The organism is Streptomyces sp. NPDC017095, assembly GCF_044332325.1.
Taxonomy (GTDB): Bacteria; Actinomycetota; Actinomycetes; order Streptomycetales; family Streptomycetaceae; genus Streptomyces.
The window spans coordinates 321949-336494 of sequence record NZ_JBIROU010000005.1 but is presented as its reverse complement, the minus strand read 5'-3'; the positions used below and the strand labels follow the sequence as shown (position 1 = coordinate 336494).

General features: G+C 75.3%; 11 protein-coding genes. 8 read left to right on the top strand and 3 right to left on the bottom strand.

All coding sequences use genetic code 11. The annotated features are described in order from the left end of the window. Nucleotides 1-192: 192 nt before the first annotated feature. The 5 genes from ACH4OA_RS12850 to ACH4OA_RS12830 all read left to right on the top strand — a co-directional run bounded on the left by ACH4OA_RS12850 (nt 193) and on the right by ACH4OA_RS12830 (nt 6491). Nucleotides 193-1533 (top strand): radical SAM protein, encoded by a 1341-nt coding sequence (locus ACH4OA_RS12850; RefSeq protein WP_397968935.1) that lies wholly within the window; start codon nt 193-195, stop codon nt 1531-1533. A 393-nt stretch (nt 1534-1926) separates the two neighbouring features. After that, entirely contained in the window at nt 1927-3021 is a 1095-nt protein-coding gene (rsgA, locus tag ACH4OA_RS12845; protein WP_397943735.1) for a ribosome small subunit-dependent GTPase A, read from the top strand. A gap of 76 nt (nt 3022-3097) precedes the next feature. Then, nucleotides 3098-4546, top strand: coding sequence for an AlkA N-terminal domain-containing protein (locus ACH4OA_RS12840; RefSeq protein ID WP_397947976.1), 1449 nt, complete (start codon nt 3098-3100; stop codon nt 4544-4546). 104 nt (nt 4547-4650) lie between these two features. Continuing rightward, a complete protein-coding gene (locus ACH4OA_RS12835) occupies nt 4651-5139 on the top strand; it encodes a methylated-DNA--[protein]-cysteine S-methyltransferase (protein ID WP_365882205.1) in 489 nt (162 codons plus the stop codon). A 158-nt stretch (nt 5140-5297) separates the two neighbouring features. Next, the gene (locus ACH4OA_RS12830) at nt 5298-6491 is read left to right on the top strand and encodes a GDSL-type esterase/lipase family protein (RefSeq protein ID WP_397968934.1); all 1194 of its coding nucleotides are present in this window, start codon (nt 5298-5300) and stop codon (nt 6489-6491) included. A 28-nt stretch (nt 6492-6519) separates the two neighbouring features. Here ACH4OA_RS12830 and ACH4OA_RS12825 read toward each other — a convergent pair whose 3' ends face one another. Further along, nucleotides 6520-7509, bottom strand: a complete 990-nt coding sequence (locus tag ACH4OA_RS12825; protein WP_397947973.1) for a helix-turn-helix domain-containing protein — start codon at nt 7507-7509, stop codon at nt 6520-6522. Between the two features lie 1271 nt (nt 7510-8780). Between ACH4OA_RS12825 and ACH4OA_RS12820 the strand changes: the two genes are divergently transcribed. Beyond that, nucleotides 8781-10523 (top strand): pyruvate dehydrogenase, encoded by a 1743-nt coding sequence (locus ACH4OA_RS12820; protein ID WP_397943745.1) that lies wholly within the window; start codon nt 8781-8783, stop codon nt 10521-10523. Nucleotides 10524-10820: 297 nt separating this feature from the next. Then, nucleotides 10821-11294, top strand: a complete 474-nt coding sequence (locus ACH4OA_RS12815) for an ATP-binding protein (RefSeq protein WP_365882196.1) — start codon at nt 10821-10823, stop codon at nt 11292-11294. Between the two features lie 80 nt (nt 11295-11374). On the opposite strand, the gene ACH4OA_RS12810 is transcribed toward ACH4OA_RS12815, so the two are convergent. Both ACH4OA_RS12810 and ACH4OA_RS12805 read right to left on the bottom strand, forming a co-directional pair. Next, nucleotides 11375-12415 (bottom strand): DUF2637 domain-containing protein, encoded by a 1041-nt coding sequence (locus ACH4OA_RS12810; RefSeq protein WP_365882194.1) that lies wholly within the window; start codon nt 12413-12415, stop codon nt 11375-11377. Nucleotides 12416-12733: 318 nt separating this feature from the next. Then, nucleotides 12734-13576, bottom strand: coding sequence for a (2Fe-2S)-binding protein (locus ACH4OA_RS12805; protein WP_397969035.1), 843 nt, complete (start codon nt 13574-13576; stop codon nt 12734-12736). 178 nt (nt 13577-13754) lie between these two features. Here ACH4OA_RS12805 and ACH4OA_RS12800 point away from each other — a divergent pair, with 178 nt between their 5' ends. Beyond that, nucleotides 13755-14477 carry a GntR family transcriptional regulator gene (locus ACH4OA_RS12800; protein ID WP_365883522.1) on the top strand — a complete coding sequence of 241 codons (723 nt, stop codon included), beginning with the start codon at nt 13755-13757 and terminating at the stop codon, nt 14475-14477. Nucleotides 14478-14546 lie beyond the last annotated feature (69 nt).

The following is a 14546-nucleotide window of genomic DNA, read 5'->3' as shown; positions in this document are numbered from 1 at the left end:
ACGGCCCGCCGCCGTACCCGGGCACGGCCCGCCGCCGTACCCGGGCACGGCCCGGCGCCGCCGTACCCGGGATAAGACCCGGGGCCGCCGTGCCGGAACACGTCACGTGCCGGGCGGGGACCCGGCACGGACGGGCCCGCGGCGGGGGCATACGGTGAGAGCCGTACGCCTGAACCGGGAGGAGAAAGACGAATGGGCAGTCGTACCGCGCTGGTCGAGGATCTGATGGAGCGGTTCCCGCAGGTGCCGCGGGAGGCCGTCGTCAAGGAGGACCTGCTGCGGGGCGGTGTCGCCTTCGACAAGTCCGCCCTGAGCGACAACGAGGCCGGGGACGTCAAGCCGAAGTCCTACTTCATCTTCTCCTTCGACCACGGCACCCTGCCCGAGCTGGGCGAGGCCGCGCTGCGCCGCCCCCCGGAGGAGATCATCCTCACCGGCGGGCCGTACGACCTGCGGCGCACGGTCGTCTCCGTGCGGGTGAACCCCGCCTCGCCCTACCGGGTCGCCGCCGACGAGGAGGGCCTGCTCGGGCTGTACCTCGACGGCCGGCGCATCGCCGACGTCGGCGTGCCGCCGATGCCCGAGTACTACCGGCACACCCTCTCCAACGGGAAGTCCGTGATGGAGGTCGCGCCGACCATCCAGTGGGGCTACCTGATCTATCTGACCGTCTTCCGGGTCTGCCAGTACTTCGGCGCCAAGGAGGAGTGCCAGTACTGCGACATCAACCACAACTGGCGCCAGCACAAGGCGGCCGGACGGCCGTACACGGGCGTGAAGGACGTCGAGGAGGTCCTCGAGGCCCTGGAGATCATCGACCGGTACGACACCCAGAAGGCGTCCACCGCCTACACCCTCACCGGCGGCGCGATCACCTCCAAGGTGGCGGGCCGGGACGAGGCCGACTTCTACGGCCACTACGCCAAGGCCATCGAGGAGCGCTTCCCGGGCCGCTGGATCGGCAAGGTCGTCGCCCAGGCGCTGCCCAAGGCGGACGTGCAGCGGTTCAAGGACTACGGCGTGCAGATCTACCACCCCAACTTCGAGGTGTGGGACCGCCGCCTGTTCGAGCTGTACTGCCCCGGCAAGGAGCGCTACGTCGGCCGGGACGAGTGGCACCGCCGGATCCTGGACTCCGCCGAGGTGTTCGGCGCCCGCAACGTGATCCCGAACTTCGTGGCGGGCGTGGAGATGGCCGAGCCGTTCGGCTTCACCACCGTCGACGAGGCCATCGCCTCCACCACCGAGGGCCTGCGCTTCTTCATGTCGCACGGCATCACGCCCCGCTTCACCACCTGGTGCCCGGAGCCCACCACACCGCTCGGCAAGGCCAACCCGCAGGGCGCGCCGCTGGAGTACCACATCCGGCTGCTCCAGGCCTACCGGCAGACCATGGACGACTTCGGCCTGTCCTCCCCGCCCGGCTACGGCCCGCCCGGCCCCGGCCGTGCCGTGTTCTCCGTCAGCTCCTTCATGGACAGCCTGCCCGCGGCCGCGACGGAACAGCGGCCGCAGGCACCGGCGCGGGGGTGAGCCGGACGGCCACGGCGGCCGGTCGCCGGAGGTGAACCGGCCGCTCGCCGGCCGGACGGGAACGTGACGGGCCCTGTGCCCCGCCGCGAGGTCTTCCGCGAACGGCGCGCCCCACGCGGTTCTCCGCGAACGGCGCGCCCCACGCGGCGGGTAGGGACCGGCCGCGCGGAAAAGCCGTTGACGCGCGGCCCCGCGCACGGGCTAGAGTTGCCCCGCACGCCACGGTGGTGTGCGCACACACGAGCGAGGACGAGGAGGTGTCGACCGATGGCTGTCACTGTGCCGGGCGCTGCCCGCATCCAGGAACGTCTCACGTCCACCTCCGTGGCCACCGGCTGAACCGGCCGCGCACCGTACGCGGCTGCCCGGGGCCACCCCTGTGAAGGGTCTGCCTTGACTTCCAGCTCCACCGCTTCCTCCGCGCTCGCTCCCTACGGCTGGGACGAGGCGTGGGCCGACGCGTTCGCCCCGTACGCCGCCGACGGGCTGCTGCCCGGCCGGGTCGTCCGGGTCGACCGCGGCCAGTGCGACATCGTCACCGCGGCCGGGACCGTCCGCGGCGACACCGAGTTCGTCGTGCCCCGCGACCCGATGAAGGTCGTGTGCACGGGCGACTGGGTCGCCGTCGACGCCGCCGGGGACCCCCGTTACGTGCGCGCGTACCTGCCGCGCCGCACCGCGTTCGTCCGCTCCACCTCCTCCAAGCGGTCCGAGGGGCAGATCCTCGCCGCCAACGTCGACCACGCCGTGGTCGCCGTGTCCCTCGCCGTGGACCTCGACCTGGGCCGCGTCGAACGCTTCCTCGCCCTCGCCTGGGAGTCCGGCGCGCAGCCCGTCGTCGTCCTCACCAAGGCCGACCTCGTGCCCGACCCGGTCACCCTGGCCCACCTCGTGCGGGACGTGGAGACCAGCGCGCCCGGCGTGCCCGTGCTCGCCGTCAGCGCCCTGCACGGTGACGGACTCGACGCTCTGGTGACGCTGGCCGGTGCCGGTACGAGCGTGCTGCTCGGCCAGTCAGGCGCGGGCAAGTCCACGCTCGCCAACGCCCTCGTCGGCGCCGACGTGATGGACGTCCAGGCCGCCCGTGATGTCGACGGCAAGGGCCGGCACACCACGACCACCCGCAACCTGCTCGCCCTGCCGGCCGGCGGGGTGCTCATCGACACGCCCGGACTGCGGGGCGTCGGCCTCTTCGACGCGGAGACCGGCGTCGGGCAGGTGTTCGCCGAGATCCAGGAACTCGCCGAGGACTGCCGGTTCCACGACTGCGCGCACGAGAGCGAGCCCGGCTGCGCGGTGCGCTCCGCCGTGGAGGACGGCGCACTCCCGCCGCGGCGCCTGGACAGCTACCGCAAGCTGATCCGGGAGAACCAGCGGATCGTCGCCAAGACGGACGCGCGGGTCCGCGCCGAGATCAAGAAGGACTGGAAGCGCAAGGGCGCCGAGGGCAGGGCGGCGATGGAGGCGAAGCGGGGGCGCTGGATGTAGGGAAACGACACCGGGCGCCGGGAGCAGGGCAGGCGGGAGTCCGGCCGGAGCGAGGCGTGGCGACACCCACACCTCCATGTCCGATTTCCGCTGGCCCGGCCCCCTCCCGGGGCCCACACTGGAGCATGTGAAGGACGAAGACAGCAGGTACGAGGCGGTGCGCAGCCGCGACGGGCGGTTCGACGGAGTCTTCTTCTTCGCCGTCGAGACCACCGGCATCTACTGCCGCCCGAGCTGCCCCGCCGTGACACCGAAACGGCACAACGTGCGGTTCTTCGCGACCGCCGCCGCCGCGCAGGGCTCCGGGTTCCGGGCCTGCCGGCGGTGCCGGCCGGACGCCGTGCCGGGCTCGGCGGAGTGGAACGTCCGCGCGGACGTCGTCGGCCGGGCCATGCGCCTGATCGCCGACGGCGTCGTGGACCGCGAGGGCGTCGCCGGACTCGCGGCACGGCTCGGCTACAGCGCCCGGCAGGTGCAGCGGCAGCTCACCACCGAACTGGGCGCCGGCCCCGTGGCACTGGCCCGCGCCCAGCGCGCCCACACCGCGCGCGTCCTGCTTCAGACCACCGCCCTGCCGGTCACCGAGATCGCGTTCGCCTCCGGGTTCGCCAGCGTGCGGCAGTTCAACGACACCGTCCGGGAGGTGTACGCCACGACACCGACCGGACTGCGGGCCGCCACCCCCCGGGACCGCGCCGCCCGCCGCACCGCACCGGCCACGGGCATCCCGCTCCGGCTCGCCCACCGCGGCCCCTACCAGGCGGCGCCCGTCTTCGACCAGCTCGCCCGCGAGGCCGTACCGGGCGTCGAAGAGGTGACCGGCGTCCCCGGCGCCCGCACCTACCGGCGCACCCTGCGGCTGCCGTACGGCACCGGCATCGCCGCCGTCCAGGAACGCGTCCGCACCCCCCGCGCCCGCACCGGCACCCGCCCGGGCGGCTGGCTCGACGCCCGGCTGCACCTCACCGACCCCCGGGACCTCACCACCGCCGTGCAGCGGCTGCGCCGGCTGTTCGACCTCGACGCCGATCCCTACGCCGTCGACGAACGGCTCGCCGCCGACCCGCGGCTCGCCCCGCTGGTCGCCGCCCGGCCCGGACTGCGTGTCCCCGGCGCCGTCGACCCGCTGGAACCCGCCGTGCACGCCCTGGCAGGACGGGACCGGGCCGAGTGGCTGGTCCGGCGCTACGGCAAACTGCTCGACGCGCCGCACGGCGGTCTCACCCACCTCTTCCCGGAGCCCGCGGCGCTCGCCGAGGCCGAGCCCGGCGGCCCGCTGGGCGCACTGGCCGCGGCCCTCGCCGACGGCGTGGTACGGCTGGACGCGGGCGCCGACCGGGACGGCGCCGAGGCGGCCCTGCTCGCCCTGCCCGGCATGGACCCGGACACCGTCGCCGCGTTGCGGGTCCGCGCCCTCGGCGACCCGGACACCGCCCCGTCGGGCACACCCGTCCCCGACGGCTGGCGGCCCTGGCGGTCGTACGCCGTGCAACACCTGCGGGTGGCGGGCGAGCCGCTCCCGTGACCGCCGGCCCGCCGGCCGCCCGCCTCCCGTCGGCCATCCGGCCGCCCGCCCCGCACCTGCCGACCGCCGAACCCACGATCGAAACGCCGAGGTACACCAGCCAGATGAGCACCGTCTACTGCACCCACCTGGACGCCCCCGTCGGGCGGCTGCTGCTCACCGCGGACGCCGAGGGCGCGCTCACCTCGGTGTCCGTGCCCGGGCAGAAGGGCGGCCGGACCGCCGAGGACGGCTGGCGGCACGACCCCGGCCCGTTCCGCGCCGCCGCCGACCAGCTCGCCGCGTACTTCGCCGGTGAGCTGACCGAGTTCCGGCTGCCGCTGCGGGCGGCCGGCACCCCGTTCCGGCAGCGGGTGTGGACCGCGCTGGACGAACTGCCCTACGGCGCCACCGTCACCTACGGGGAGATCGCCGCCCGGATCGGCGCGCCCCGCGCGGCCGTGCGTGCCGTCGGCGGGGCGATCGGCGCCAACCCGCTGCTGATCGTGCGCCCCTGCCACCGGGTCATCGGCGCGAACGGGACGATGACCGGCTACGCGGGCGGCGTGGAGCGCAAGGTGTGGCTGCTCACCCTGGAGGGTGTGCTCGGGTGAGCCGCCGCCCGCCGGAACCCTCCGCCCCGGCGCCCCGCGTTGCGCCGAGCGGGTGGACCGACCCCGTTGTTCCGGCGGGGCGCCCCGGCCGTGTGACACGGTCGCCTGCGACGGGCCACGGGGGAGTCCCCGGGGGTGCCGGGGAAGGGCGGGCACACATGGCCATGGTCGTACGGGTCCTCGCGGTCCTGCTGCCCATGCTGCTGCCGGGCCTGACGGCACCGGCCGTCGCCGAGCCGGCCCCGCTGCCCTGGACCGGCAGCTGGGAGACCGCACCCTCCGGCACCGCCGCCGCGCTGCCCGGCGCCGCCCTGCGCAACGTCGTCCACCTCAGCGTCGGCGGCCTGGCCGTCCGGGTCCGGCTCAGCAACCGGTTCGGCACCCGGCCGCTGCGGCTCGGCGCGGTCACCGTCGCGCTGCGCCGGGCGGCCGGCCCGGGCGCCATGCCCGGCACCCTGCGCACCGCCACCTTCCACGGCGCCTCCTCGGTGACCGTCCCGCCGGGCGCGGACACGGTCACCGACACGGTGGCGCTGTCCGTGCCGGCCGCCGCCGACCTGCTCGTCACCGTGTACACCCCGGACGACTCCGGGCCCGCCACCTACCACCGCACCGCCCTCCAGACCAGCTACCTGGCCCGGTCCGGCGCCGGCCGCGCCGCCGACGTGGACGGCGGCGCGTACACGGCGACCACCAGCCGCTGGTACTACGTCACCGGTGTCGACGTCCGCGGGCCCGCCGCCGGCAGCGTCGCCGCGCTCGGCGACTCGCTCACCGACGGCGACGGCTCCACGCCCGACACCAACCGCCGCTGGCCCGACCGGCTCGCCCGGCGGCTGCGCGGACACCGGACCGGCGTCCTCAACGCCGGCCTCTCCGGCAACCGCCTGCTGCGCGACGGCACCGGACCGAGCGCCCTCGCCCGGCTGGACGCCGACGCCCTGGACCGGGCCGGGGTGCGGACCCTGGTCGTCTTCGAGGGCATCAACGACATCAAGGGCGCCCCGGAGGCGAGCGACCCCGCCGCCTACGCGGACGCCTACCGCGCCCTGGTCGCCCGCGCCCACGCCCGCGGCATCCCGGTCGTCGGCGTCACCCTCACGCCGTACGCCGGCTATCCCGCCTGGACGGCAGCCGGCGAGGCGGTACGGCAGCGGGTGAACGCCTTCATCCGCACCGGCGGCGCCTTCGACGCCGTCGCCGACGCGGACGCCGCCCTCCGCGACCCGGCCGCCCCGGCCCGGCTGCTGCCCGCCTACGACCCCGGCGACCACCTGCACTTCACCGACGCGGGCATGGCCGTCGTGGCCGACACCGTCCACCGCGCGCTGATCCGCCGGCCGGCGCCCTGACACCCGGCCCGGCGCGCCCGGGCGCGGCTCAGCGCGGGTCCTCCCGGGTGACCCAGCCCCGGTCGAGGGCCTGCCAGCCCAGCTGCATCCGGGTCGTCACGCCCGCCAGTTCCATCAGCCGCCGCACCCGGCGCTGCACGGTCCGCAGGCCCACGCCGAGCTGTTTCGCCACGCTCGCGTCGGTCAGCCCGGCCAGCAGCAGCGAGAGGACCTCCAGATCGGCGGCGTCCGGGCCGTCCGGCCGCTCCTCGGTCACCCCGGTGGCGCCGAGCCGCAGCGGCAGCGCCTGGCGCCACACCGACTCGAACAGCCCCGCCAGCAGCTCCAGCAGCCCGCTGGCGTGCACCACCAGCGCGGCCGGCTCCGCCGTCTTCGAGGTCAGCGGCACCATCGCCAGCGCACGGTCGGCCACCACCAGCTTCGTCGGCACCCGGTCCGCCACCCGGACCCGCTCGTCCCGGCCGAGCGCCGCCGTCAGCTCGGTCAGCCCGTGCGGCAGGTCCAGCACCGCGCGTTCGACCACCACCCGGTAGCGCACCCCGCGCGCGGCCGCCCGCTCCTCCGCCTCGTTCTCCATCCCGGAGACGACCACCGGGTGGGCGGTCACCAGCGCGCACACCTCCTCGGCCGCGCCGAGCTGGAGCTGGAGGAAGCGCTGGGCGACCGCGGAAGCGCCGGTCACCACCTCCACCAAGTCGTGCACCGCCGGTTCGGCCGCCGTCGCCCGGTACTCCTCGGCGAGCAGCACCGCCGCCAGTTCCGCCCGCTCCAGCTCGTGCCGCCGCTGGGCGAGCAGGGCGCCCAGCGCCACCCCGGGCGGCGCCGCGACCCAGCGGCCCGGCCGCGCCGGGGACTGGGCGGCGAGACCGTGCCGCTCCAGCCGGCGCAGCACCCGCTCGGTGTCCTGCTCGGCCAGCGGCAGCCGCCGCGCCAGACCGGCCACATCGGCCGCGCCCACGGACACCAGCGCCCGGTACACCGCCTCGTGCGTCTCGTCCAGCCCTATCGCCGCCAGCATCCCCCGCGTCCCTTCTCCCGCCCACGCCCTGGTGCGGTGCGGCGCCATGGCGGGAAACGGCCACGGCGCGAACCCGCCACCCGACATCATCGCCGTACCGGCGGCTCGTCTGCCAAGGTGGCAGCGGCCGTGGCACATAAGGCCGTTCGCCGGGTCCTGCGGCGCCTCGCCGGGAACCCGTCCGATGCCGTGGCCCGGACCCGGACGCGCGCGAGCGCGGGTAGGGGAACCGGGACCGGGCCACTTCACACGTCGCCGGGCGGTCCTCCCGTGGGGGGTGGGACCGCCCGGCGACAACCACCGCCGCCCTAACGGCCGTTCAGCCGCCCACTCACAACTCCCGGCGGCGCGGCCGGACTTCCCGGACCGGCGGAGGCGTGAGCCGGCAGGGTGACGGCCCGCCCGACACGAGGCGAACCGGTGGCGGCGGTCGTACGACGGCCCCGCCGGGGACACGGACCCCCACGACGGCGCCCGATTCCCCGGCCACCCGTTTCGCCCCGGCCCGACCGCCCACGCCCCCGGAACCGCCCCGGCAGCCGCCCTCGGCCACGTCGGCTCCGGCTGGCCCTCGCGGCGAGGGCGCCCGGCGCGGGGACCTCGCCGGGCGTGCCCGGCGGCGGCCGGGGTGTGCCGGTGGCTCGCGTGGTCCGTGGGCTGTGGCCGTCAGTGGCTCGTGGCGGGCATCCTGGCGGCTCGGTGCGAGGGCCCGAGGTCGGGGCCGCGTCGGCTCACCGGCCGTGGCCTCGGCCGGGTCCGGGCGAGCGCCGCCGGGCAGGGCCTCGCGCCCGATGCCCGTGCTGTCCGCCGCTGCCCGTGCGCCCGGGCTGCCCTGCCCGTGTGGTCTCCGGCGCCGACGACGGCGGGCTGGCTGCGGGAGGGCAGCGGGCAGGGCGTCGAGCCGGACGCGCCGCCCGGGCGGCGAGGCCGTGGCGTCGGGGGCCCGGTGTTCGCCTCATCCGTTCGCAGCCGCGGCCGGGCCGCCTCGCGCGCCGTTTCCGTGCCGGGCCTCGATAGCCCGCCCGGGTGATGCGCGGGTGGTGGGCCCGGCGGGCCTGGCCGGGCCGCTGTGCGACGCGTGCGGCCTGCGCGTCCGCCCGGGCCGCCGCTGGTCCGGCCGTACCCCGCCGGGTTCCGCCGCCGCCCGGACGCGGGGCAAGGGCCACGCAGGCGGCCGTACGGCGGCGGCGCTGTGGGAGGCGTAACCGCGGGCCCTGTGAATTGATGGGACGGGAGGGCCGTATCCCGGGACAGCGAAGGGCAGACGCGCCATGGCCAAACAGAACGTCGCCGAGCAGTTCGTCGACATCCTCGTCCGCGCGGGCGTGCGCCGCCTCTACGGCGTGGTCGGGGACAGCCTCAACCCGGTCGTGGACGCCGTCCGCCGCAACGCCGCCATCGACTGGATCCACGTACGCCACGAGGAGACCGCCGCGTTCGCGGCCGGCGCCGAGGCACAGCTCACCGGGAGGCTGGCCGCCTGCGCCGGTTCCTGCGGCCCCGGCAACCTGCACCTGATCAACGGTCTGTACGACGCCCACCGCTCCATGGCCCCGGTGCTCGCGCTCGCCTCGCACATCCCGTCCAGCGAGATCGGCCTCGGCTACTTCCAGGAGACGCACCCCGACCGGCTGTTCCAGGAGTGCAGCCACTACAGCGAGCTGATCTCCAGCCCGAAGCAGATGCCCCGGCTGCTGCAGACCGCCATCCAGCACGCGGTCGGCCGGCGCGGCGTGAGCGTGGTCGCGCTGCCCGGCGACATCGCCGGCGAGCCCGCACCGGAGAAGGCCCCGCAGAGCGCGCTCGTCACCAGCCGGCCCACCGTGCGGCCCGGCGACGCCGAACTGGACCGGCTCGTGGAGATGATCGACGCGGCCGGCAAGGTCACCCTGTTCTGCGGCAGCGGCACGGCCGGCGCGCACGCCGAGGTGATGGAGTTCGCCGAGAAGATCAAGTCACCGGTGGGCCACGCCCTGCGCGGCAAGGAGTTCATCCAGTACGACAACGCGTTCGACGTCGGCATGAGCGGACTGCTCGGCTACGGCGCCGCCTACGAGGCCACCCACGAGTGCGACCTGCTGCTCCTGCTCGGCACCGACTTCCCGTACAACGCCTTCCTCCCCGACGACGTGCGGATCGCCCAGGTCGACGTGCGGCCCGAGGTGCTCGGCCGCCGTTCCCGGCTCGACCTCGCGGTCTGGGGCGATGTGCGCGAGACGCTGCGGTGCCTGATCCCGCGGGTGCGGGAGAAGACGGACCGGCGCTTCCTCGACCGGATGCTGAAGAAGCACGCCGGCGCGCTGGAGGGCGTGGTCAAGGCCTACACCCGCAAGGTCGACAAGCACGTCCCGATCCACCCCGAGTACGTGGCCGCCGTACTCGACGAAGTCGCCGCCGACGACGCCGTGTTCACCGTCGACACCGGCATGTGCAACGTGTGGGCCGCCCGTTACGTCTCGCCCAACGGCCGCCGCCGGATCATCGGTTCGTTCTCCCACGGGTCGATGGCGAACGCGCTGCCCATGGCGATCGGCGCCCAGTTCACCGACCGGCGCCGGCAGGTGGTGGCCATGTCCGGGGACGGCGGCTTCGCCATGCTGATGGGCGACTTCCTGACGCTCGTGCAGTACGACCTGCCGGTCAAGGTGGTGCTGTTCAACAACTCCTCGCTCGGCATGGTCGAGCTGGAGATGCTGGTCGCGGGCCTGCCCTCGTACGGCACCGCCAACACCAACCCGGACTTCGCCGCCGTCGCCCGGGCCTGCGGGGCCCACGGCGTGCGGGTGGAGAAACCCAAGCAGCTCGCCGGGGCCCTCAAGGACGCCTTCCGGCACAAGGGGCCCGCGCTGGTGGACGTCGTCACCGATCCCAACGCCCTGTCCATCCCGCCGAAGATCAGCGCCGAGATGGTCACCGGGTTCGCCCTGTCCGCCTCCAAGATCGTCCTGGACGGCGGGGTGGGCCGGATGCTCCAGATGGCCCGCTCCAACCTGCGCAACGTGCCGCGCCCCTGACGGTGTCGGAGGAGCGTAATCCGGCCAGTTTCACGGCGCGTGACGGCGCGCCGACCGCCGGTGCCGGACGGCACCGGACCGCCGCCGCGTGGCGTCCGTGGCGCCCAGCGGCGTCCGGGGCGCCCGAGGCGCGGTGGCGGCCGGGTGCGGTGACCGGCCGGGGCGGCCCGCGGGGATGGCCGAACAGCCGGGCATCGGCCGGGTGCCAGGACTGCCCCCGTGCCCGCTGGGCAAGCATCCCCCCGTGAACGTGTTCGACCAGGAAGGGCAGGGACCGGCGGCGTGCGGGCGGGGGTCATGAAGAGGCAGGCACGAGGGGGCGGTCCCGGGACCGTCGGGGCCTTCTCGCAGACGACGGGGGACGGGGCCGGCATCATCACGGATCATCCGCGCAGGCTCCGGCGGCGGCTGGGCCGGGCGGATCTCAAGGCGGTGCCCCAGGCCCGCCGGGAACTGCGCCAACTGCTGCGGCACTGGGGCAAACCAGGCCGCTCGGACATCGCCGAACTGCTCACCAGCGAACTCGTCACCAACGCGCTCGTCCACACCGACGAGGACGCCGTCCTCACCGCCGTCGTGGACTGCGGCGTCCTGCGCGTGGAGGTGCGGGACTTCGTGGGCCGCAGACCCGAGGTGCACGGCCCGGCCACGGACGAGGACACCCACGGCCGGGGGCTGGTGCTGGTGCAGTCCCTCGCCGACGCCTGGGGCGTGCGCTCACACGGGGTGGGCAAGTCGGTGTGGTTCGAACTGGACGCCGAGGCGGCGTAAGCCGGTGACGGCAACGGGACGGGGCGTGACCGCCGTGGTCACGCCCCGTCCCGTGGCGCGGTCGCACCGCGCGCCGGCCGTCAGCCGAACTGCTGCTCCAGGTCCTTCAGTTTGCGCTCCAGCGAGTCCAGGCGCGGCAGGGCCATGGTGTCGTCCTCGGCGGTGAGGTCGACGGTCACGGGCTCGGTCTTGCCGCGGACCGGCTGCAGGGAGGGCCGGGCGCGCACCGGCAGCGGCTCGGCCGCTATGGCAGGCTCCGCGGTCGCCGGGGCGGGAGCGCGTTCCACCGTCTGCACCTCCACCTGCCGGCCGGCGCCCCGGCCGGCGAAGCCGCGGTGGCCCCGGCTGATCGCCTTGAGCTGGGCCCGCTCCACGCGCTGCTGGTCGCGCCGGCGCTGCCGGGTCTCGTCCTTCTGCCGCTTGTCGTCGCGGACCTCCTCGACCGCCTCGTCCAGGCTGCGGACGCCCTCCAGGAGCATCAGCGACCAGGCCCGGTAGGTCTCCCGGGGTGCGCGCACCCAGCGGACGATGCGGATCTGCGGCAGCGGACGCGGCACCAGGCCCTGCTCGCGCAGCGCGGCCCGGCGGGTCTGCTTCAGCGCCCGGTCGAACAGCACGGCGGCCGACAGCGACATGCCGGAGAAGAACTGCGGAGCGCCCGCGTGTCCCACGCCGCGCGGCGCGTGCACCCAGTTGAACCAGGCCGCCGCCGCGGCGAACAGCCAGACCAGGATCCGGGAGCCGAGGGCCGCGTCACCGTGGCTGGCCTCGCGCACCGCGAGGACGGAGCAGAACATCGCCGCGCCGTCCAGGCCGAACGGCACCAGGTACTGCCAGCCGTCGGTCAGGCCGAGGTTCTGCTCGCCGAAGCCGACGAGGCCGTGGAAGGACAGGGCCGCCGCCACCGCCGCACAGCAGAACAGGAGCGCGTAGGAGGCCGTGCCGTAGATGGCCTCCTTGCGCCGGCGGCGCTCCTCGCTGCGCTCCCACGAGTCGTCCGCGCTCGCTTTGTCCCCGGAGGAGCGCTTGCCGCGCGCGAGCACCGCCACCGCCACCAGCATGCCCAGGAGCAGTACGGCGCCCGGAAGCAGCCAGTTCAGCGATATGTCGGTCAGTCTCATCAGAGGGTCCCTTGCATGGGGATAGGGCGTAACGCCCGCCATAGTGGCCCACTCCCGACGGCCCTCAGGGGGTTTCGGGGCAAGAGGCCGCCAAGGGAGTGCGAGAGGGATGCCCAGGACGGCTTTCTGCTCGAACTGCCGCATGAGGGGCGGGAGTTGAGTTCGAATAAGACTACCCGTCCGGGTGGTTCCGCGGAAAGTTCCCGTGACAGGTGAGGAAATTGTGCAGCACCTGTCCGGGAGCCGGTTCCGCGGCCGGGCGCCCCGATGCCGGTGATCTTAGTGGACGCCCGGCCCCGCCCGTGACCTGACGTCTCCTCAGGCGGCGGCGGAGGCGGTCAGTCGGGCGACCCGGTCGCCGTCGCACACCCGCGGACACGTCACGCAGGCGGCCTCCGGGCGCACGGTGTAGAACATGCAGCAGCTCACCCGGTCCCGGGTGGGCAGCGCCGAGCCGTCCGGGCCCGTCAGCACCCGGAACCCGGCGGAGCCGGCGTACGGCGCGGTCGAACCCGGCAGCAGCAGCTCCAGTTCCCGTACGGCCCGCTCCGCCGCGCGCTCGCCGAACAGCCCGGCGACGTACCACAGCCCCTCCACGACCTCGTCGGTCGCCATGCCCCACAGCGCGCGTCCGCGCCGCCGCATCCGGGGCCCGAAGGCCGCGAGCACCGGCTCCAGGTGCTCGGCCACGGCCGCCCGCACCTCGGCCCGCAGCGCCTCCTCGTCCGCCACGACGACCGTGCCGGGCAGCGCGGCGGCGCCGTCGCCCGGCAGACAGGCCACGGAGACGGGGCGGCGTACGGCCATCCGGCCGCCCGCGCGGTCGTAGGAGACGTGCGTCACGGGCAGCCGGGGCACCCGGCGGTGCAGGAACCACGGCACGGTGATCAGCAGGCAGGCGGCCCACGCGTAGCGGTGCAGACCGAAGCCGGCGACGACGTCCGGGCGGGCGGGCCGGCCGTGGTCCCGCGCCACCTGGGCCGCGTCCCAGGCGAGGAAGGCGTCCAGCTCCGCGCCGCCCGCCGCGAGATCGGCGGCGCCGGTCCACTCCGGGCCGCAGGGCGCCGGGTCGTCCGGGCCCAGCTCGGTCACGGTCAGCCCGGGGAACACCGCGGTGAGGCGGTCGTAGGCGGCGGTGAGCGGCGAGGCGGCGGCGGGCATGGCGGTACCACCCATCTCTCGGTACGTCCGCGCACACGGACCGGACTTCACAGGTAAGCCTTACCTTACCCATCCCGGTGGAGTTTGAACTGCCGCCGGGTACGCCTAAGGTGCTTGACGGACAACCGACAAGCCGTCGTTAATGACCCCAAGTGCCGACAAGCCGCCAGGAGGACCCGTGAAGCAGGGCGTGCAGGGCCCCCCGGGCAAGCCGGTCGCGGCCCGGGTGCCGGCGCAGTCACGCCCGGCGCGCGGCGAGCACGCCCACGCCGAGCGGCCGGAGCCCGGGCCCCGGGCCGAGGTGCGGCGCTCCTCGGTGCGCGGGCAGATCCTGCACGCGCTGCGCACGGCACTGGTCACCGGCGACCTGAAGCCCGGCGAGGTCTACTCGGCGCCGGTCCTCGGGGAGCGCTTCGGTGTCTCGGCCACGCCCGTGCGGGAGGCCATGCAGCAGCTCGCGCTGGAGGGCGCCGTCGAGGTCGTGCCCAACCGCGGCTTCCGGGTGGTCGAGCGGGGCGCGCGGGAGCTGGCCGAGCTGGCGGAGGTGCGCGCGCTCATCGAGGTGCCGGTGCTGCTGCGGCTCGCGCGCACGGTGCCGGCCGAGCGGTGGGCCGGGCTGCGGCCGCTGGCGGAGGAGACGGCGCGCGCGGCGGCCACGGGCTGCCCGGCGGCGTACGCCGAGTCCGACCGCGCCTTCCACCGCGCGCTGCTCGCCCTGGCGGGCAACGAGCAGCTCCTGCGGATCGCCGAGGACCTGCACCGCCGCGCCCAGTGGCCGCCGGCCCGGGCCGACCTCGCCGCGGACGCGGCACACCACCTGGCCCTGCTGGACGCGCTGGCCGCGGGAGACGTGGAGCGCGTACGAACCCTCCTGGCGGACCACTTCACCGCCCGACGCTGAAACCCCCACAGCCCCGGCGCGGAAAGCGCCCCCGGAGGGGCGCGGGGAACGGCGCGCCCAGCCACGACG

Coding starts and splice junctions, on each gene's coding strand:
- ACH4OA_RS12820 (WP_397943745.1), top strand. CDS start 8,781: ATGGCCAAACAGAACGTCGCCGAGCAGTTCGTCGACATCCTCGTCCGC.
- ACH4OA_RS12810 (WP_365882194.1), bottom strand. CDS start 12,415: ATGAGACTGACCGACATATCGCTGAACTGGCTGCTTCCGGGCGCCGTA.
- ACH4OA_RS12805 (WP_397969035.1), bottom strand. CDS start 13,576: ATGCCCGCCGCCGCCTCGCCGCTCACCGCCGCCTACGACCGCCTCACC.
- ACH4OA_RS12850 (WP_397968935.1), top strand. CDS start 193: ATGGGCAGTCGTACCGCGCTGGTCGAGGATCTGATGGAGCGGTTCCCG.
- ACH4OA_RS12830 (WP_397968934.1), top strand. CDS start 5,298: ATGGCCATGGTCGTACGGGTCCTCGCGGTCCTGCTGCCCATGCTGCTG.
- ACH4OA_RS12840 (WP_397947976.1), top strand. CDS start 3,098: ATGTCCGATTTCCGCTGGCCCGGCCCCCTCCCGGGGCCCACACTGGAG.
- ACH4OA_RS12825 (WP_397947973.1), bottom strand. CDS start 7,509: ATGCTGGCGGCGATAGGGCTGGACGAGACGCACGAGGCGGTGTACCGG.
- ACH4OA_RS12815 (WP_365882196.1), top strand. CDS start 10,821: ATGAAGAGGCAGGCACGAGGGGGCGGTCCCGGGACCGTCGGGGCCTTC.
- ACH4OA_RS12835 (WP_365882205.1), top strand. CDS start 4,651: ATGAGCACCGTCTACTGCACCCACCTGGACGCCCCCGTCGGGCGGCTG.